Annotated in this window: 16 protein-coding genes; 8 read left to right on the forward strand and 8 right to left on the reverse strand. The window is 45.8% G+C overall.

Features of this window, described 5'->3' with window-relative positions:
* The first annotated feature begins 23 nt into the window (after window positions 1-23).
* Window positions 24-569, forward strand: a complete 546-nt coding sequence (locus tag B0G85_RS03850) for a cytochrome b (RefSeq protein WP_100379088.1) — start codon at window positions 24-26, stop codon at window positions 567-569.
* A gap of 22 nt (window positions 570-591) precedes the next feature.
* Here the strand turns inward: B0G85_RS03850 and ribA are convergent, their stop codons facing one another.
* Window positions 592-1,668 carry a GTP cyclohydrolase II gene (ribA, locus tag B0G85_RS03855; protein ID WP_100379089.1) on the reverse strand — a complete coding sequence of 359 codons (1,077 nt, stop codon included), beginning with the start codon at window positions 1,666-1,668 and terminating at the stop codon, window positions 592-594.
* A gap of 128 nt (window positions 1,669-1,796) precedes the next feature.
* Between ribA and B0G85_RS03860 the strand changes: the two genes are divergently transcribed.
* Window positions 1,797-2,609, forward strand: coding sequence for a RibD family protein (locus B0G85_RS03860; protein WP_232725919.1), 813 nt, complete (start codon window positions 1,797-1,799; stop codon window positions 2,607-2,609).
* A gap of 8 nt (window positions 2,610-2,617) precedes the next feature.
* Here B0G85_RS03860 and B0G85_RS03865 read toward each other — a convergent pair whose 3' ends face one another.
* The 3 genes from B0G85_RS03865 to B0G85_RS10350 are packed head-to-tail and all read right to left on the reverse strand — an operon-like array spanning window position 2,618 to window position 5,124.
* Window positions 2,618-3,709, reverse strand: a complete 1,092-nt coding sequence (locus tag B0G85_RS03865; RefSeq protein ID WP_100379090.1) for a glycosyltransferase family 4 protein — start codon at window positions 3,707-3,709, stop codon at window positions 2,618-2,620.
* Between the two features lie 2 nt (window positions 3,710-3,711).
* Window positions 3,712-4,113, reverse strand: coding sequence for a 6-pyruvoyl trahydropterin synthase family protein (locus B0G85_RS03870; protein ID WP_100379091.1), 402 nt, complete (start codon window positions 4,111-4,113; stop codon window positions 3,712-3,714).
* Between the two features lie 9 nt (window positions 4,114-4,122).
* Window positions 4,123-5,124: a zinc-dependent alcohol dehydrogenase gene (locus tag B0G85_RS10350; RefSeq protein WP_232725920.1), complete on the reverse strand. Its 1,002-nt coding sequence runs from the start codon at window positions 5,122-5,124 to the stop codon at window positions 4,123-4,125.
* Window positions 5,125-5,279: 155 nt separating this feature from the next.
* On the opposite strand from B0G85_RS10350, the gene mdoH reads away from it, so the two are divergent.
* From mdoH to htpX, 5 genes are all read left to right on the forward strand, one after another.
* Window positions 5,280-7,061: a glucans biosynthesis glucosyltransferase MdoH gene (gene mdoH, locus B0G85_RS03880; RefSeq protein ID WP_198508691.1), complete on the forward strand. Its 1,782-nt coding sequence runs from the start codon at window positions 5,280-5,282 to the stop codon at window positions 7,059-7,061.
* Between the two features lie 19 nt (window positions 7,062-7,080).
* The gene (locus tag B0G85_RS03885) at window positions 7,081-8,844 is read left to right on the forward strand and encodes a glucan ABC transporter ATP-binding protein/ permease (RefSeq protein WP_100379093.1); all 1,764 of its coding nucleotides are present in this window, start codon (window positions 7,081-7,083) and stop codon (window positions 8,842-8,844) included.
* Between the two features lie 18 nt (window positions 8,845-8,862).
* Window positions 8,863-9,747, forward strand: coding sequence for a class I SAM-dependent methyltransferase (locus B0G85_RS03890; protein ID WP_100379094.1), 885 nt, complete (start codon window positions 8,863-8,865; stop codon window positions 9,745-9,747).
* Window positions 9,748-9,835: 88 nt separating this feature from the next.
* Complete coding sequence (locus tag B0G85_RS03895) at window positions 9,836-10,810, forward strand: alpha/beta hydrolase family protein (RefSeq protein WP_100379095.1); 975 nt, start codon at window positions 9,836-9,838, stop codon at window positions 10,808-10,810.
* A 131-nt stretch (window positions 10,811-10,941) separates the two neighbouring features.
* Window positions 10,942-11,826, forward strand: a complete 885-nt coding sequence (gene htpX, locus B0G85_RS03900) for a protease HtpX (protein ID WP_100379180.1) — start codon at window positions 10,942-10,944, stop codon at window positions 11,824-11,826.
* 55 nt (window positions 11,827-11,881) lie between these two features.
* Here htpX and B0G85_RS03905 read toward each other — a convergent pair whose 3' ends face one another.
* A complete protein-coding gene (locus B0G85_RS03905) occupies window positions 11,882-13,657 on the reverse strand; it encodes an ABC transporter transmembrane domain-containing protein (RefSeq protein WP_100379096.1) in 1,776 nt (591 codons plus the stop codon).
* A 392-nt stretch (window positions 13,658-14,049) separates the two neighbouring features.
* On the opposite strand from B0G85_RS03905, the gene B0G85_RS03915 reads away from it, so the two are divergent.
* Entirely contained in the window at window positions 14,050-14,754 is a 705-nt protein-coding gene (locus B0G85_RS03915) for a transporter (protein ID WP_255408127.1), read from the forward strand.
* Between the two features lie 395 nt (window positions 14,755-15,149).
* Here the strand turns inward: B0G85_RS03915 and B0G85_RS03920 are convergent, their stop codons facing one another.
* The 3 genes from B0G85_RS03920 to B0G85_RS03930 form a co-directional block, all read right to left on the reverse strand.
* A complete protein-coding gene (locus B0G85_RS03920; RefSeq protein ID WP_100379099.1) occupies window positions 15,150-15,557 on the reverse strand; it encodes a hypothetical protein in 408 nt (135 codons plus the stop codon).
* A 401-nt stretch (window positions 15,558-15,958) separates the two neighbouring features.
* Window positions 15,959-16,912, reverse strand: coding sequence for an alpha/beta hydrolase (locus B0G85_RS03925; protein WP_100379100.1), 954 nt, complete (start codon window positions 16,910-16,912; stop codon window positions 15,959-15,961).
* 147 nt (window positions 16,913-17,059) lie between these two features.
* A complete protein-coding gene (locus B0G85_RS03930; RefSeq protein WP_198508692.1) occupies window positions 17,060-18,796 on the reverse strand; it encodes an amidohydrolase in 1,737 nt (578 codons plus the stop codon).
* Between the last annotated feature and the right edge of the window lie 25 nt (window positions 18,797-18,821).

Genomic DNA, 18,821 nt, shown 5'->3' on the forward strand with positions numbered 1-18,821 from the left:
AGCGAAAAATAGGGGGAATATTGATGCGATCAACTTACTCTTTAGTAGCGCGTTTACTCCACTGGCTCATCGCTTGCTTGGTACTCATACAGCTCGTATTGGGCGTTTGGATGATAGCGAGATCAGGGGCCAATCTTTGGGATGCCCTTACAGATACCCTGTATGCATGGCATAAGCTGATTGGCTTTACTGTCTTGCTAATGATGGTTCTGAGATTACTGGTTAAGCTCAACTCTCAGCGCCCGCCCTACCCTTCAAGCGTCTCCGCTGTAAATATAAAATTAGCTGCTGCCGTTCATGGCTTGCTGTATCTCTTATTACTAGTGGTGCCACTACTAGGTTGGGCCGGTGTGACCGCCTATCCAGCATTAATTACTGTCGGTGGCTTTGATCTACCATCCATGCCTGGTATTTCTCAGGATGAAGCGCTTGCCAAACAGCTGTTTCAAATACATGGTTACCTCGCACTACTACTAGTCGGGATTGCCTCTGCCCATATTGCTGCAGCAATGGCCCATCTCTTGATTAAAAAGGATGGTGTATTTCAGCGGATGTGGATTGGGCGCTAAGCCCATTTAGAAAGCGTAGTAATTAAAAGAGGTGTCCACTTTTAATAGCTTTAGTCTGGAGATACTCTTCGTTGTGCTTGTTAGCGGGATAGGTGTGGGATATCCGCTCCACCACTTCTATATCGTGTCGAGCTAAAGCCGCTACCTTCAGTGGATTATTCGTTAGCAACTTAATGCGGTGCACACCGAGCTTACGCAACATCTGAGCAGCAGGAAGATAGTTGCGCTCATCTGCATCAAAGCCTAGCTGTAAATTAGCATCCACCGTATCAAATCCTGCATCTTGCAATTGATATGCTCGAAGCTTATTGACCAAACCAATACCCCGCCCCTCTTGAGCAAGGTACAACAGAATTCCGCTACCGACACGTGACATTTCAGTAATAGCTCCTCTTAACTGATTGCCGCAATCGCAACGCAAAGAGCCAACAAGATCACCTGTAAAACATTCGGAGTGGAGTCTAACTAAGATAGGTTCTGCAGGATCGATGTCACCAACAACGATTGCTAAATGTTCAATGCCACCATCGCGAGGACGGAAGGCAACTACGCGTGCATTTTCTGCATTTTCTAAAGGTACCTGCGCTTCACTCACCTGCATCAATGATTCAGCGGCATTACTAATATACGATTGAATCTCGCTGGCCTCCACAACTAAGGTATCAGGAGCAGCTTGCGCCCCCTCAATAATGAGAGCTGCAGGAAGAAGGCGTGATAACTTGCATAGCGTAATAGCAGCTTGCGCTAAATCGCCGGCATCACTCACTACAAGACCATCTAGACTGGGATGATTCATTAAAGCTGCAAGTGGATTTGCTAAGCACTCAATCACGTCCAGTGTCAGTCCCTGGGGATGAGAGACCATACTGACTGCACGATCAGTTTTGTCGATACCCAATACATTTGCGCGGGTACCTGTGATCACAAGTGCAGCTTCGCCAGCCTGATAATTACCCAGCATTTCTAATTGCTCAGGAGTCAAGGCTTCTGCAGCAACCATTAAAAGGTGCTTTTTTTCACCAATCACGCTTACGGCAGCACCTCTGCGCAACTCAGAAATTGCGCGGTCAACATGAACCAGGGGATCGGGTATTGCCATAAATAATTAAGCCAAAAAAACTATCAAAAATGTATCAAATGTACTAACTGAAAACTAATTATGACACCATATGGTAAATTATTCAGATGAGACCGTTGCTTTATAACCATCTATAAGAGCTTTACACTTTGGCCTCATCCAAACCTTACTCCTCACAGAAAATTAGCCCTAAAGCCTCTGAATCTCAAGGGGTAGATGATCGCTGGGAAGAATTTCTATCCCTCTTTTTTGGCGCTGACACATTACCTTCCTCAGAATTTCAGGCGCTTTTTGAGCCCATCAGAACAGCGGCAATTGATTCCATGCTGGTGGTTGGGCAAATTGGGCAAACGATGGATGGTCGTATCGCTACAGTCACAGGTCAATCTAAGTATGTAAACGGCCCTTCTGGCCTCCTTCATCTACATCGACTACGCGCCTTAGTAGATGCCGTTGTTATTGGAGTAGGTACAGCAATTGCAGATGATCCACAGTTAAATGTCAGATTAGTGCAAGGTAGAAGTCCAGCCCGCGTCGTTATTGATCCTCAAGGCAGGCTGGGTAAGCAATCTCGAGTGTGGCACTCGGATGGCACCAGAAGAATATGGATCGTTGCACAAGGCAGTAAAGTGACTCCTCCCCCCGGAGTTGAAGTGCTGACTCTGCCAATGATTGAGGGTCGCATTCAGGCAAATGCGATTTTAAATAGCTTAAGTCAGCAAGGTCTTCACCGAATGCTAATTGAAGGGGGCGCTCTGACCTTGTCGCATTTTATGCAGGCCGGTTGCTTGGATCGTCTTCATATCATCACTGCCCCGATCATTATGGGATCAGGACGACCTAGCTTTCAGCTTCCTGCTATTGAACACATGGGTCAAGCTACACGCCTCAAAGTACAAACCCATCTTCTGGGTGATGACATCCTCTTAGATTGTGACTTGAGCGATCAACGTATTATTTAGCTCAGCAATCAACATCCCACAAAGCGTGACAGCACTTCAGAGAAACGCTTTGATGAATCTTCCCAGGTAGTTTGCAGAGCAGCTACTTCAGATGCTCCCTGTGATAAGGCTAAGCGGCATTCCTCGTCTTGAATCATTCTTTGTAAAGCGATCGTCAAACTCCGCACATCATCTGGGGGAACCAATAAGCCTGCATTGGCCGGTACCGTATCCGCAATTGCTCCAGCGTTAGTACCAATCACAGGTATGCCGCGGGCAATAGCCTCTGCATAGGCCATGCCATAACCCTCAAAGCGGGAGGCAAGAACAAAAACATCTGCTTGGCAATATAAATTTTCGAGATGCTCTTCAGTGACAGCCCCCAATACACGTACACGATCTTGCAAACCGAAGCGAACGATATTTTTCTCCAGTTGCTGATAAGCGAAGGGGTCGCGCGTTATGTCCCCTGCAATAGACAGCATCCAAGGTAGCGCTATTAATGGGTATAAAGCCTCCAATAAAACATCAAAGCCTTTGCGATGGATGACGGAGCCGACCGATAGTAGGTGGAGCCTCCCATCGGATTGTTTGAATACTTCTTCACTGCGATTTTTTATTGCCTGACGATCTGTGCCCGGAAGAATCAGCTCAATATTGCCAGACTGCACACCTAAGAATTGCGATACCTGTTTCGCAGTGGTGGGACTATTGACAACGACCTGTTTGACACAACTAAGGGCTAGCGCCTCACTCGCTTTGAATGCTGCCGCTTGATCAGTGCTGATGCCTGTCTCAAAAGCTAAGGGATGGTGGATGAGGGCGATAACACAGTGTGACAGCGACAGCTCAGCAACTATCTCAGGCAAGACTCCCAAAGCCAGGCCATCCATCACGATCGGGATACCAGGTTTGAGATGGAGCAATAGTTGGCGGGCTGAAGTAATAACCTCTTGACTGGGATAAGGAAAACCATCCCCTAAGCTCAGAAGCTCTACTTGCCAACCTAATTGTGTTAGCCCATGAATGATGCGTCGATCGTAGGCATAGCCACCGGTGGGTGTGGCTAAGTCCCCTGGATATACAAAGATCAGCTGTTGTGTTTTAACGCCTGAGTCCAATATTAATGAATGGCCGCTTCATACCAAGCACGCGCCACATGAGATTCAGAGATAGTGACTCGAATAGCATGTAATTGACTACCATCACGGCCTAAGCCCCCACTACGGGCTGCATTTGCTAAGTGGTCAAAAATATATTTCGTTAGAAATTCGGTAGTGGTGTTGATACCCTCAAACTCTGGACGCTCATCCAAATTTGAATAATTTAAAGGCTTGAGAGTCGCCTTCAGCACATCAAGTGCCCGACCAATATCTATTACAACGCCATTGGCATCTAATTCTTTTGAAATAAAGGCAGCATCAACAACAAAGGTTGCTCCGTGCAAAGCCTGGGCAGGCCCGAAAAGCTCCCCACGAAAGGAATGGGCGATCATGATGTGGTCTCGTACTTCAACTGTAAACACGGTGACTCCTTAAGGGTAGCGAATAAGACAACAAAGTGCATCACTCTGTTGTCCAAGAATTTCTGGTAAGTGTGCGGGTAGCTCATCAAATTCTACCGCGGGTGTCAGCAGTACATCTAGACGCGCATCGTTGAGCATCCCAATCGCTGCACTTAGCCGGCGGCGATACGTCCAGCGTGGACGTCTTGATGTAGAAATATGCCCCACTTGACTGGACTGCAACCGAATCTGACGACTATGAAACGCGCCCCCTAGCGGAGCGCTAACGGAAGTCGCGCCGTACCAACTAAGCTCAAGCACAGTCGCCTCGTCTCCCGCACATGCCAGCGCAGTTGCCAAGCCAGACGTACTTGCACTGCAATGAATAACGATATCGCAATCGACCGGTGCGTATTCGGGTGAAGAGAAGCGCGCACCAAGAGCTTGTGCAATACCTGCACGTTCAGGTTTGATATCTACTAGCGTTACTTCAGTACCCGGTAAATGCGCGCATAAATAAGCAACTAAGCACCCTACTACTCCTGCGCCAATGATGGCTATTCTGTCACCTGGCCCAGGTGCTGCATCCCAAACCGCATTAAGCGCCGTTTCCATATTGGCAGCTAATACCGCTCTCTCCGGCTTGATCTCACTCGGAATTAACATGACGTCTTTACTATCTATCTGATAAAGCGTTTGATGCGGGGTTAGGCTAAAAACGAATTTACCGACTAAAGAAGGCGGACCCACTTCCACACGACCTACGGTGGAATAACCATATTTGACTGGGTATGGAAAAATACCCTCCATAAAGGGGGCTTGCATACGTTCAAACTCTCTCTCTGGAACCAGCCCCCTATAAACCAAGGACTCAGTACCACGACTGAGCGCCCCAAACACAGAGCGCACTTGTACTAAGCCAGCGGGCAATGGTTTGAGCGCTTCAGTACGAATCTCAGTACGCTCAGGGCCTGTATACCAAAGCGATCGACTGACCAGTGCAGCAGGAGAATGATTGGAAGTAGATGACACGAATGAATCCCAGGTGTTTTAATCAAATATAGCGTGTGCTTCAGGTGAGATGACAGTCACTAACCTATACTGCATATGCAATTTTTACAGTATAAGTGAGCTAGTCTCTGCTATTTGAATTGCGCCTCAAGGTTGCCTTAAATACCCTATTAAATATGTCGATAAACCTCCCCACCAAACATAATGTCAGAGTGCGCCGCTCTATTTTTGCGGGGTTGACCTTATGCACTTGCATTTTGATGCTTTGGCTCATTTATGAAGCGCTAACACCTCAAACTCCATTGATGCTGCATATTGCGCTACTCGTCTTAGTAGGCGTTACCTTGCCTTGGATGGTGATCGGTTTTTGGAATGCCATTATTGGTCTGTTGCTATGCCAGCTGTCATCTAATCCTGTCGCCCACATTTTGCCAGCAGAGATGCTTAAGCAAAATAGTCAAGATGGTCAGACAGTCACAGCATCAACCGCTATTTTGCTCTGCATCCGCAACGAGACACCCGAGCGACTTGTGCGTAATCTCGACGCTATGCTGCAAGGACTTTCTGCCTCAGTATTAAATACAGATAATGCTGTGAGTAAGCATTTCCATATTTATATTCTGAGTGATACGGATGATCTCAGTATCGCAGCGCAAGAAAGAGAATGCTTTTTAGCCATAGCGCAACGCTGGGAAAAACAATTCTCGGTAATCTATCGCTGTCGCACAGACAACACTGCTTATAAAGCTGGCAATATTGCCGATTTCTGTAAACGCTGGGGCGGCCAACACGAATTTGCGCTCACCTTAGATGCCGATAGTTTTATGACCGCTAGCGCAATTGTGCGGCTGGTCCGCATGATGCAATCGAACCCTCGATTAGGGATTTTGCAAGGCTTAGTAGTAGGCCTTCCTTCAACTAGTGCCTTTACCCGTCTCTTTCAGTTTGGGATGCGCCTAGGTATGCGTTCATACACTATGGGCTCAGCATGGTGGCAAGCGGACTGCGGCCCCTATTGGGGGCATAACGCCTTGATACGACTAGCCCCGTTTATAGCTCACTGTGATTTACCTCAACTACCGTTACGCTCTGGTGCGAGCCGCCCTATCTTGAGTCATGATTTAATCGAAGCGGTCCTCATGCGCCGAGCAGGCTTTGAAGTGCGCATCTATCCGCAAGAAGATGAAAGTTGGGAAGAAAATCCGCCAACATTAACTGAGTATATTCGTCGTGATTTACGCTGGTGTGAAGGAAATTTACAGTATGTTCAATTACTCACATTGCCTAAGCTTACATTATTAAGTCGCTTACAGTTGTTGCTTGCTATATTTATGTTTTTAGGCTCACCAGCTTGGATTGCCTTAATGGTGATCTGCACTGTTGCCATTAGTATCAGCACCTCACCATCAACTTTTATTAATGCTGGCCCAATGACATCCCTACTAAGCATCGCTTTAGTAATGTGGTACTTACCCAAGATAGCGGGAGCATTAGATGTCTTGTTGCGTAAACAAGAGCGGCAGCGTTTCGGTGGAGGCTATCGGTTTAGCTTGAGCCTGATTCTTGAAGTGCTATTTGCCTTACTCATGACGCCAATTACTTGGCTCAATCACAGTCTCTTTATGGTGGGACTCATCCTGGGTAAAAAACAAGGATGGATGGCTCAGTCACGAGATGATCACAGCATCCACTTATTAGAAGCCATCCGGCAATTTTGGCCACATACGTTATTAGGGGTCACCCTCTCGGTCATGCTTTACAAAACGTACCCACAAGCCTTAGCTTACGGCCTACTCTTTTTCAGCGGTCTGATTCTGGCTATTCCATTAGCAGTTCTGAGTTCTCAGCCTTGGCTTGGTCGTTTTATGCTCCGACGCCATTTGCTATCTTTACCTGAAGAAATCATGCCGCCTACGGTATTGCTTGTTTTAGATCTACCAGCACTCAAAACAGCATAGTGAACTTAAGTAACAACCAATGAACTTTTTACACCTGTATTTACGCGTACTAGAAAAGCTAGGATCAGATCGTCGACTAGGCTGGATTTTGGCATTAGCGAATGTCACCCTAGCAATCGCTCTATTTGCAGAGCCAGTGCTGTTTGGGCATGTAATTGATCAGCTTTCCAGCGCACCAAGAACGTCAGGAGATGTTGTTTGGAATAGCGTTTGGCCACTACTGCTTCTGTGGATCGGTTTTGGCCTGTTTACGATTATTTGCTCAACATTAGTCGCTTTATTTGCAGATAGACTGGCTCATCGTCGTCGTCATGCGGTATTCAGTGAATACTTTGAGCACGTATTACATTTGCCACTAGCCCAACAATCGCGCTTGCACTCCGGTCGCCTCATGAAAATCATGCTGGCCGGAACGGACACTCTTTGGTGGATTTGGCTTAGTTTTTTCAGAGAGCATTTAGCCGCGATAGTATCCCTGACAGTGCTTATCCCCTTAGCGCTGTATATTAATTGGCGCCTAGCTATTGTATTAATCGTATTGTGTATGGTGTTCGGCATTTTGACTCATTTCATTTTGCGTAAAACACAAAAGCTGCAACACCAAATTGAAAGCCATCACTCTGATTTGGCGGAGCTGGCATCAGATACCTTAAGTAATATCGCCTTAGTGCAAAGCTTTGCCCGAATACAGACAGAAGTAAAAGCGCTACATCACATCAGCCAGCGGGTGCTAGGGGCGCAACTGCCAGTCCTCTCTTGGTGGGCAATTGTGACTGTACTCACGCGTTCGGCAACTACGCTGAGCATTTTATGTATCGTCATTTTAGGTGTGTGGCTGTACACCCAATCACTTATTACTGTTGGTGAAATTGTTACCTTTATTGCATTCGCCGGAATTGTGATTGGACGGTTAGAACAGGTGGTGACCTTTGCGAATAAGTTAGCCATGGATACCCCTCGCCTTCAAGAGTTTTTCTCAGTATTAGATACCGATCCAGAAATTCAAGATCTACCAGGGGCGATTGATCCAGGCCGATGCACTGGGCTCATTGAATTTCGTCACGTGTATTTTTCTTATAACAATCAACATCAAGCTGTGAACAATGTATGTTTTACGGTCAAGCCTGGACAAATGCTAGCTCTAGTGGGAACGTCAGGCGCTGGAAAATCCACTGCGCTGAGTCTGCTCTACAGGGCTTTTGATCCTCAGTCTGGTCAGATTACGATTGATGGAAGTGATATTCGGAACCTTCAACTGACGGCATTACGCCGTAATATTGGGGTGGTTTTTCAGGAACCGCTCTTGTTTAATCGATCTATTGCAGAAAACCTTCGCATTGGTTCACCCCAGGCTACTGAAGATGAAATGCGAGCGGCCTGTTTACGTGCACAAGCACTGGATTTTATTGAGCGCCAGGCTGAAGGATTCGATACGATCATTGGAGAGCGAGGTCGCCATCTCTCTGGTGGAGAGCGGCAACGGCTGGCGATTGCACGTGTACTCTTAAAAGATCCCCCCATCTTAATACTGGATGAAGCAACGAGTGCACTTGATAGCACCACAGAAAATAGCTTACTCAAGGCATTACATGAACTTATCCGTACCCGTGCCACACTTGTCATTGCCCACCGCCTAAGTACAATCCGTCAAGCAGATCAGATTTTAGTCATGGATGCTGGGGAGCTTATTGAATCTGGTACCTTTGATACCCTCTATGAAAAAGGGGGGCGGTTTACAGAAATCGTAAACCAGCAATACCATCTGACCTCCAAACCCAATTGAACTGAATAGCAAACTACGATGACTGAATTCTCTTCACAATGGCTGGCCTTACGGGAGCCTGCCGATCACCGGGCACGTGACCGGGCGTTACAAGCAACGTTAGTGCGCTACCTGGAAAATATCGCATCAACCCGCATGGGGGCAATACGCCTAATTGATCTAGGTTCTGGAACGGGCTCTAATTTAAGAGCACTAGCTCCTTTTCTACCTAAGGATCAACACTGGACGCTGGTAGATAACGATCCAGTATTACTTCAAAAAGCACGTAGCGTCTTAATAGGGTGGGCCGATGAAGTGCCAGAAAAAAACACTACTCAAGGCAAGACCTCTATTAGCGCAATAGAACCCCTTACGATCGTAAAACAACATAAGCACATCACGATTGAATTTCGTTGTGATGATTTAGCCAAGAATATTGAATCTGTATTAGCCCTACCGGCTGATCTGATTACTGCTGCTGCTTTTTTTGATCTGGTTGCAGAACAATGGTTGCACCGCTTTTGCAATGCATTATCAAAACCGCTATATACCGTCTTGACCTATAACGGCCTCGAAAACTGGAGCCCACCAGAAGCTAGTGACGCCCAAGTCTTGAAAGCCTTTCATCATCACCAACAAACGGATAAAGGCTTTGGCGCTGCTGCGGGCCCGCATGCAATTGCTATCATAGAGTCACTACTTCAGCAAAGAGGATTTAAAACATGCTCTGCCTTAAGTCCTTGGTTACTAACAGATCAGGATCGATTTTTAATCGAAAGCTTAGCTAGTGGCAGCGCAGCGGCAGCACTAGAAACCCAGCTTGTTAGTCAGACTGTCGTTAATCAGTGGAGCGTTAGTCGTGCTCACGCTACTGAGTGCCAAATTGGTCATACGGATTTTTTGGCTATGCCAGAAGTATCTTGAAGTAGTTACTTAAAATAGTAATTCCAAGTATGTTTTGCGCCTCTGAAGATAAAATACAACGATGGTTAGAGACAGTAGAAGACAGTTTTTGAGGCGAGCAACATCTGCTTTGCTCTACCTTGCTTTACCCGCGCTCTCACTACAGCCGAGTTATAGCTTTGGCAATAGCTTTGGTGATAACTCTGGAGCTAGCGAGCTATTTAATGTCGACGATCAAGACTGGGTAGATATTGCACGAAATCGCCCGGTCCCTATTCGGTTATATATGCCGCAAACTATTCAAGAAAATGGTCTAGTGCCTCTAGTCATTTTTTCGCATGGTATTGGTGGCTCTCGCTTTGGGTATACCTATTTAGGCCAATACTGGGCCAGTCGTGGTTTTGCTAGCATGCATGTTCAGCATACTGGTAGTGATCGCTCTATTTGGTTTGGCAATCCATTTAGTCTAATTTCCAGACTACAAGAGGCGGCCCAAGATCAGGAAGCGATCGCTCGAACGGGTGACCTTCAATTTGCTCTCACACGCTTACTGGAGAGTCCGTCAGGCGCTAATATTAATAAAAAAAATATTATTGTTGCTGGGCACTCGTATGGATCTAATACCGCCTTACTAGCCTCTGGTGCTCGCGTCAGTCGCAACGGCATCCCCATGAATTTCCGTGATCCACGCATCACGGCTGCCATTCTGATTTCTACTCCCCCTTTTTATGGGCAAACAGCATTGCAAGATATTCTGGGGCCAATTGATATTCCAACGCTGCACATCACTGCCACTGAAGACACGATTCGTATTCCTGGGTATTACAGCGGTTATGAAGATCGTCTGGATATCTTTAACGCCATTGGCAGTAAAAATAAGTCTTTAATAGTGTACGAGGGTGGCACCCACAGTATTTTTACTGACCGCACCAATACGGGTGGTGCTATTTTGAATCAACAAATCAAAGAGGCGACGCAAGAGCTCAGTATTGACTTCTTAAGACAGTCGACTGGTCAGCATGCATCTCAAATACAGGCCTGGTCTGAACGTCATCAGTCGATCCTATTTAAGGTAGTGAAATAACACATCCCACATTACTGATGCAAGAAATTCCCCTCGCCATTAAAAGGCTATATACCTAGAATAAATGGGGGCTTTATGAATAGCATAGGATAGAGTGTCAGCTTACATCAAAAGCTTAGGAGGCGATGGATATGAAGCGCATTTTTCTATTTCTAGTGACGAACATTGCCATTATGTTGGTTATCACGGTCATCATTAATGTCTTTGGTCTTGGCCGCATTCTGGATCAAGAGGGCATCGGTATAGATTTGCCTTCATTGTTAATGCTTTCCGCAGTGGTGGGTATGACGGGATCTTTTGTTTCTTTAGCAATGTCGAAAACCATGGCTAAACACAGTACGGGAGCGCGCGTCATTGAGCAACCGCGTAATGAGCTAGAGCAATGGCTGGTTGGCGCAGTTCACAGACAAGCTACTGCTGCCGGTATCGGCACCCCAGAAGTCGCCATTTATGACGCACCGGATATTAATGCATTCGCAACAGGCATGTTCCGCAATCACGCCTTAGTTGCTGTTAGCACAGGCCTGCTAAACGGGATGACAAAAGAGGAGGTGGAGGCGGTGTTAGCGCATGAAGTCAGTCACGTTGCAAATGGTGACATGGTGACTTTAGCCTTAATACAGGGGGTTATTAATACCTTCGTATTCTTCTTATCCAGAGTCATTGGCCACATTATTGATCGTACCGTCTTTAAGACAGAGCGCGGACATGGCCCAGCCTATTGGGTAACCACCATCATTGCACAATTAGTACTTGGCATTCTGGCAAGCGCCATCGTAATGTGGTTTAGTCGCCAACGAGAATATCGTGCTGATGCCGGAGCTGCCTCTCTAGAGAGTAAGCAAAAAATGATTAGCGCACTAGAACGTTTACAAAAATCATCCAATCAACCACATTTGCCAGAACAGTTAGAGGCATTTGGCATCTCTGGTGGTATGGCGAGCGGACTGAAGCATTTATTCATGAGTCATCCACCACTGAGTGATCGTATTGAAGCTTTGCGCCGTGCAGTTTAAAAACACACTTCAATGAACGGTTGCTCACATTTAAAGATTGATTAATCTGTCATGTTTAAGCAAACTGCAGTTGGGCTAAGCGTGCATATAGGCCACCCTGCTTGATTAAATCAGCATGATTACCCTGCTCCACGATCTGACCCTCATCTAACACAAGAATGCAGTCTGCTCGAAGCACTGTAGCTAATCGGTGGGCAATCGTCAGGGATGTTTTCCCTGGCAAAACCGCATCTAATGCCCATTGCACCTCCCGCTCGGATTCTGCATCAAGGGCACTAGTAGCCTCATCTAATAGCAATATGGGTGGGTTCTTAATGATCGCACGAGCAATCGAAATTCGCTGCTTTTGGCCACCCGACAGACGCACGCCTCGCTCACCTAAAAAACTACCGTAACCGTGCGGTAAGGCCATAATAAATTCGTGGGCATGGGCGGTCTTCGCAGCAGCAATTACTTCCTCGTCACTTGCGTCTAATTTGCCATAGCGGATATTCTCCATGGCAGTGGATGCAAAAATAGTCGGCTCTTGCGGAACGATACCAGCCAGATTGCGCAACTCACTTACGGGCCATTGCGTAATATCTTGACCAAAGATCGTTATTTGGCCTGAGCTTGGCTCATAAAATCGTAATAGCATCGCAAACAAAGTACTTTTACCCGCACCTGAGGGGCCAACCACGGCATATCGAGTGCCCTGTGGAACCGCAAAGGATAGGTGATTGAGCGCCAGAGCATCTGGACGCGATGCATAAGTAAACGATATGTCATTGAGTGCTATTGCATTGACTTGGTTATTTTTCGTGTCTAAATTGAAGTTTGAGCTCACGGATTGAGGAGTATTTCGGTCAAAACTAGCACCCATCAAGGCGGGTGTTGCTTGCATCAATTCTACTAAACGCTCCATCGCCCCGGCGGCCCTTTGTAAGTCACCCCAAGTTTCAGAAAGTGCGCCAATTGATCCGGCAATCAGGACCGCATAGAGTACGAATTGGGTAAGCTCTCCTAAGGTTATTATTCCGGCGGTGACTTGCTGCGCCCCAATCCATAATACAAAAACGATCACTCCAAACGACATGACAATCGCCATTGCAGTCAGTATGGATCGCATCGTAATGCGTTTTCTTGCTTCACGAAAAGCGACTTCTACTGCGGCATTAAAGCGCAGTTGCTCATGGGGTTCGCGGGTAAAGGCTTGCACTGTCGTGATTGCATTTAAGACTTCCCCGGCCATTGCGCTGGTATCAGCCACTTTATCTTGACTTGCACGCGACATTTTTCGTACACGGCGGCCCAGCGCCCAAAGCGGTAAAACGATCAATGCCAGCAGAACAATCATCACTCCAGCCAGCCATGCACTGGTGACTAGCATCATGGTCATACCACCTACTAACATCACCAAACTGCGCAGTGCAATAGAGATGCTAGACCCTACTAAAGTTTGTACTACGGTCGTATCACTAGTCAGACGCGACAATACTTCCCCTGTTTGCAGAGTCTCAAAATAGCTTGGGCTCTGACGCAATACGTTTTCAAATACGCGTTGACGAATATCAGCCACCACACGTTCACCCAACCAGGACATCATGTAAAAGCGACTGGCCGTCATTAGGGCCAATAGAACCGCCAATAGGAGTAAGTAGATAAACTGGCGATCAATGGCAGCACTAGTCAGACCAGTATCGACTACCCCCCGAAATGCTAGAGGTACCGCCAAAGTGGCTGCCGCTGCTAATAATAAAAATACTGCCGCTAAGATCCACTGCGTTCTGTAGCGCGCAAGGACCTGGTAATCGCGAAGCCAGCCAGTCAGGCTATTGAGTTTAGATTTCATGCATGAAGTGTACGTGAAGCTTGCTTTGGGGTTTAAAAGGCCCAAAAACCTTTGCGCCCCTTCACAAAAAACAGTAGCTCAAAGATAGGGCAAAATATCTTTACCCTCTTAAAATAACAGCGCTATGTATCGGTTAACAACTTCCCTTCTTTTGGTGATCTTGAGCTCACCCCTTTTAAGCTGGGGAATTGATCTACAGCCAAATGATCTGGTGGCGCCTCCTCCTGATAAAAACACTTTTACAGTGAGTTACTACGCTACAGAAAATTCAACTTTCTATAAAAATGGGGTGGCACTTACCCCAAAACAGCGACTGGCCATGGTTGCTTAACTAACTCTACCTCTGAGGGCAGTTAAAAAGGGGAGGATTACCCATCTATGCTAATCCCGTTATTGATACTCAAAGCACCATCGCCCGTTATGTGAGGACATATTCGGTTGGGGATTTGCCAGGAGCTTCTTATATTCAATTGCCTTATGGAAACACAAGGCCAGCTGGGTCATTGGCAAACAATCCAACCGATACTGGTATTGGAGACCTCACTCTAGTGACTGCATTATGGCCCTACGCTAATAAACAAACTCGAACTTATTTTGCAGTAGGAGGATATTTAATAGCGCCCACTGGAGGCTACTCCAGTCAACGTGCTTTTAATGTCAGTGAGAACCGCTATCGGATGGACCTACAAATAGGATTTCAAGCGCCTATTACAGATCGTATTGATGGCATGATTGCAGTTGACACAATGTGGTTCGGCGGTAACGGGCAGTGTGGCGTTGCTTGCCCTCCTTCTGGCAGCACATTAGCAACAACATCGCTTAATCAGAAGCCGTTGACCAATACTCAATTAGGCCCCATTTACCGCATTAACGATATCTTTACCGTAGGTGCCTCTTATATCTATGCAGCTGGGGGCGCCACTTCCATCAATAATGTTTATCAAAATAATGTTGTCAATACCCAGAGATTTTTATTGAGTGGACAAGCTCATACAGCACTTGGAAGATTCTCTCTTCAATACGGCAGGGATATGGAAATTAAGAACGGCTTTATACAGACTCGGGTGTTGGCAGTTCGATTTATGACCTATTTTTAGTCTGCTGAGGTTTAGTAGGCGGCCTACACTGCTACATTCCGATGAATAAAAATGTTCTTTAATAAGAGTTTTAATGAACTGTCATCTTTTTTGGGTCGATTAGTAGAAAGGCTTTTTCCACAATAAATAATGGCTGCAAACGAATCAATCTTATATCACCTAAGTTATCTGTACTTAACAATATGGATGGGTTTTAGCTCGATATATTATGTAACTTTCAATAGCTTTACCCTCCGTCGTTACTTAAAGTAATGCTTGTGACCCACTCCCTCCACCGTCAGGTCAAACCGACACCACGAATTTACTTTTACTAATTGATAAATCACCACAATAGGTTGACCCCGCTTCCACAAGAGTCGCCCATGGCTCACAGGGTCACTCACACTAGAACTACCTTATTTTCCTATTAGATCCAAAAATTGCACATTGTTATTAATGTTTACAAAAGAAGATGAGTCATAGGTCATTACGCCACTAGTTGTAAATAAGAACATATAAGCATTTAAAGGGCCGAAGTTTCCTTGACCATCCTTCGTATTAACATCGCACACTACTAACCAACCAAAATTAGCTGGTTTATAACTTAAGTCCCTAGCCCATGCCTTACGGGGTGGTGAGCATTCCTTTTTAGCCGCCTCAGGATTACTGATCTTCATCTTTAGAAATGCATTAACTTCTTTATCTATTTCAGTCTGCTTTGGTTGAGGCGTAAACTTCGCCTGCTGAATTTCTGATTGCGTTACTGGAATAGCACAAGCTGCTAGTGCAAGAGATAGCACAAGAGTGAGAATCTTTGTTTTCATTATCGTTCTTTCTTTCAAGGGATACAGCTAGAGTTGACTAATTCAACAGTCTATTTTTATCTATTTTTATCTATTTTTTATTAACTAATTTTAGTATATACATCTTTTTATAAGCAATGAAATACTATTCAGTTAGCCTTCACCAGATTAATGCTATGAGAGCAGACACCTAAAGAAAACCGAAAGGATTGCAATAGCTTACGCAGCCAAGTTATCGGTGCGTGGTGTTTGCGTAGTCATCAGCTAGATACTGAATGGCCCAGCAACCGATTTCAAGTTTTCCGAACCGGTGAATTTTTACAGCAACCATTTAGTGTCTAACTTAACCTAAGCACCGTTACCAGCTGTAACAGTTTGAATGCTGTCCTAAAGCAGCACTAAACCAATAACACGGGTCAAAATTAGTTGCTGATTAAATCCATCATAGCCAAGGTAGCCTTAGCCAGTTGAGTGCTACTACTATTTAACTGGTCTGACATTTCATAATGCGTTGTGCCCGCTACCTTATAGACTCCAGCCAACCTTCCCACGGATTGTAATTTTTTTGCCCATGCTGCCGATTGCTGCTGCATGTATGGACTCTCTAGCGCGCCCCAGGAAATAAGGATTGGAACTCGCACTTTATCTAGGCGATTGATCGGGCTATATTCAGCAATTGTCTTTTTATCTAACTTGAGGTATTTCTGTCTATCTGATAGCGAGACAGGATAAAGGTCAGTCCAACCGCTCATTACTAAGCCACCCTTGAGTACATTTGCGGGCAAACCGTAATCTGACCATTGAGTGGTTAGCATCATATTGGCGAGATGACCTCCTGATGAATGGCCTGAAACATATAACTTACTTGGGTCGCCCCCGAATGAGGTGGCATTCTTCCAAACCCATTTAATGGCCTCTCTACACTGCTTTGCCATTCCGGGAATCGTATTAGGCGGGGTATTTGTCAGATTGATTGCGATATAAATTGCACCGGCCTTAATAAAGGTTGCAGCAGGCGCCTCAAAATATTGATTATTTCCTTCGGTCCATCCGCCGCCATGAATAAAGACCATGATTGGTAGATTTTTAGCACCCTCAGAAATAAAGGCATCTAAATTCTCATCAGACTCAGTGCCGTAATGGAAAGTTTTAGGTGGAAATTGTTTACGCACCGCAGTACTGTTAGCAACCCACCCCTCAATCACTGGTTTCACATTCCCAATATAGGAAGCTTGGCTAAACTGGTCGTTGAGCTGTGCTTGAGTCCAGCTCTGATATACCAGCTTATTGTCTTGAGAAAATGCCAGGCTTGGCATTACTGCTAATATTGCGCCGCTACTAATGAGTCTTCTACGAGAAATGATTACAGGCTTCATATTTAATTCTTTTATATAAATTGATATTTCTAACGGCGCTCATTTTTCAGGATTTCAAAAACAGCATAGTGTATCTATTTAGAATATCTGATGATTCTAAAAAATAAGACCATCTCGGGATGGTCTTATTCTAAGCATCTATCGAGATTAATGGCTATGCATTGTTTTTAAGCTATCCGCAGCTAATCCTTGATGTTCTGAAGGATCAATCGCCGTCACTTCTTGAATAAATTGAGCAGTATCAATTTTCTTGCCGCCAAGCCACGTTCCATTTACTTTTACTTTCTCAAGTATCTCGCCGGGCTTCACAGCAGTAATGTCCGCAGAAAGCTCCACTAAATCAGCATATTTACCAACCTCAAGTGATCCAATTTCTTTCTCTCGCTTGAGCTGGTAGGCTCCATTGATGGTAGAGGCTTTCAGTGCCTGATCTAAAGTAACTGCCTGATTAGCTCCGTGAACATTTCCAGCATCTGTTGTCCGAGTCACCATCCGCTGAATATTTCTCAAAGTATTAGGGGGTGATACAGAGCCGTCATTATGAAACGAAGTATGGACATTAGATTTAAATGCGTCATTCATACGCTGCCACTGCGCACCATACTCTGGCTTAAACATCGTACCGTCCAACAAGTCTCCCCAATAGATATATTGGAAAGGCGCCAACGAAACTGTTACGCCTAAACTTTCAGCGCGCTTAAATTGATCGCCGCGGGCTGCTCCCAAATGCTCGACACGCCAGCGATGATCTGTACCAAGTAAATTGTATTTGGCAAGGGCACGCTCATAGGCATCAAGTACTACGTCAAACCCTACATCACCATTACAGTGAAAGGCCATTTGATAACCCATAGGAGCAAACTTATCTAACATATCATCAAGCTGGCTGCGGGTATAGTTCATCCCCTTCTCGCCCAGTGGCCCTAAAACAATGCCGGCGTTGCGAGTTTGTGGATTATCTAGATAGCCAAAGCTTGTAGCTACTGTGCCCAACCAAGGGCTACCGTCTGCCCAAAGTTTGATGCCGTTTTTACGCACCATGCTGGGATCGGGCCAAGTCACTTTATCTGCCGCGTCGGCTTCAATCGCCATGTGATAAACGTGCATTCTCATTGGGCTATTCGGAGTCGAAGCAAGAGCTAAGTAGCCTTTGTATTGCCCGGTGTTATAGGTATGCTCTGAAGTCGAGGTTATGCCATTTGAGGCCATCAGGGCGTACCACTTTGCACCAGAAAGCAATACATGAGGAATTGCTTTAGGAAGTATGGGTCCCACAACTGCAAATAGGGCGGCAGATTCATTTGCTGTGCCGTTAGAGGTGCCATCTTTATATCGTCCATAGCTTCCGCCAACAGGGTCAGCTGGTGGTTTCTTGCCCTGCCAACCTAACAGCTTAATAGTGGCCGAGTTGAAATACACCGCATGTCCCGAATTATCGAGCAAGATGATTGGTCGACCACTGGGAGTCAATTTATCAAGGACATCACGCGTTGGAAGTGGGGCTTTCTGTAATAGTCGGTCAACACCATTAAATACCAATGGCACACCCGGTGCGCCCTTAGCATCTTCTTTCAAGATTTTCGCCTGTACGTCTGCCCAGGTTTTATAACCAACATAAGGGGCGACCCAGAAGGCAGGTTCCTGAGTTGAAAGCCCTGAAAGGATGGGATGGTTGTGAGGGTCAATAAAGCCCGGCATTAATACCGTAGAGCCTAAGTCTTTTACTGTGGCGTTAGGTGCACTTGCGCGAACATCCTTTAAGGCTCCGATCGCAGTAATCTTTTTAGTATCTGTATCAAAGGCAATAGCTTCTGCTCGAGGATTTTTTTCGTCCATCGTAATGATGGTAGAGGCCTTAAGGATCTGAATTTCTGCTAATGCCAAATTTGACAAACAGCAGACGGAAAGA

The sequence above is a fragment of the Polynucleobacter brandtiae genome, assembly GCF_002797575.1.
Taxonomy (GTDB): domain Bacteria; phylum Pseudomonadota; class Gammaproteobacteria; order Burkholderiales; family Burkholderiaceae; genus Polynucleobacter; species Polynucleobacter brandtiae.

Bases quoted from the DNA above. Each gene is read 5' to 3' on its own strand.
- B0G85_RS03925 (WP_100379100.1), bottom strand. From the start codon at position 16,912: ATGAAGCCTGTAATCATTTCTCGTAGAAGACTCATTAGTAGCGGCGCA.
- B0G85_RS03890 (WP_100379094.1), top strand. From the start codon at position 8,863: ATGACTGAATTCTCTTCACAATGGCTGGCCTTACGGGAGCCTGCCGAT.
- mdoH (WP_198508691.1), top strand. From the start codon at position 5,280: ATGTCGATAAACCTCCCCACCAAACATAATGTCAGAGTGCGCCGCTCT.
- B0G85_RS03905 (WP_100379096.1), bottom strand. From the start codon at position 13,657: ATGAAATCTAAACTCAATAGCCTGACTGGCTGGCTTCGCGATTACCAG.
- B0G85_RS03885 (WP_100379093.1), top strand. From the start codon at position 7,081: ATGAACTTTTTACACCTGTATTTACGCGTACTAGAAAAGCTAGGATCA.
- B0G85_RS03920 (WP_100379099.1), bottom strand. From the start codon at position 15,557: ATGAAAACAAAGATTCTCACTCTTGTGCTATCTCTTGCACTAGCAGCT.
- B0G85_RS03850 (WP_100379088.1), top strand. From the start codon at position 24: ATGCGATCAACTTACTCTTTAGTAGCGCGTTTACTCCACTGGCTCATC.
- htpX (WP_100379180.1), top strand. From the start codon at position 10,942: ATGAAGCGCATTTTTCTATTTCTAGTGACGAACATTGCCATTATGTTG.
- ribA (WP_100379089.1), bottom strand. From the start codon at position 1,668: ATGGCAATACCCGATCCCCTGGTTCATGTTGACCGCGCAATTTCTGAG.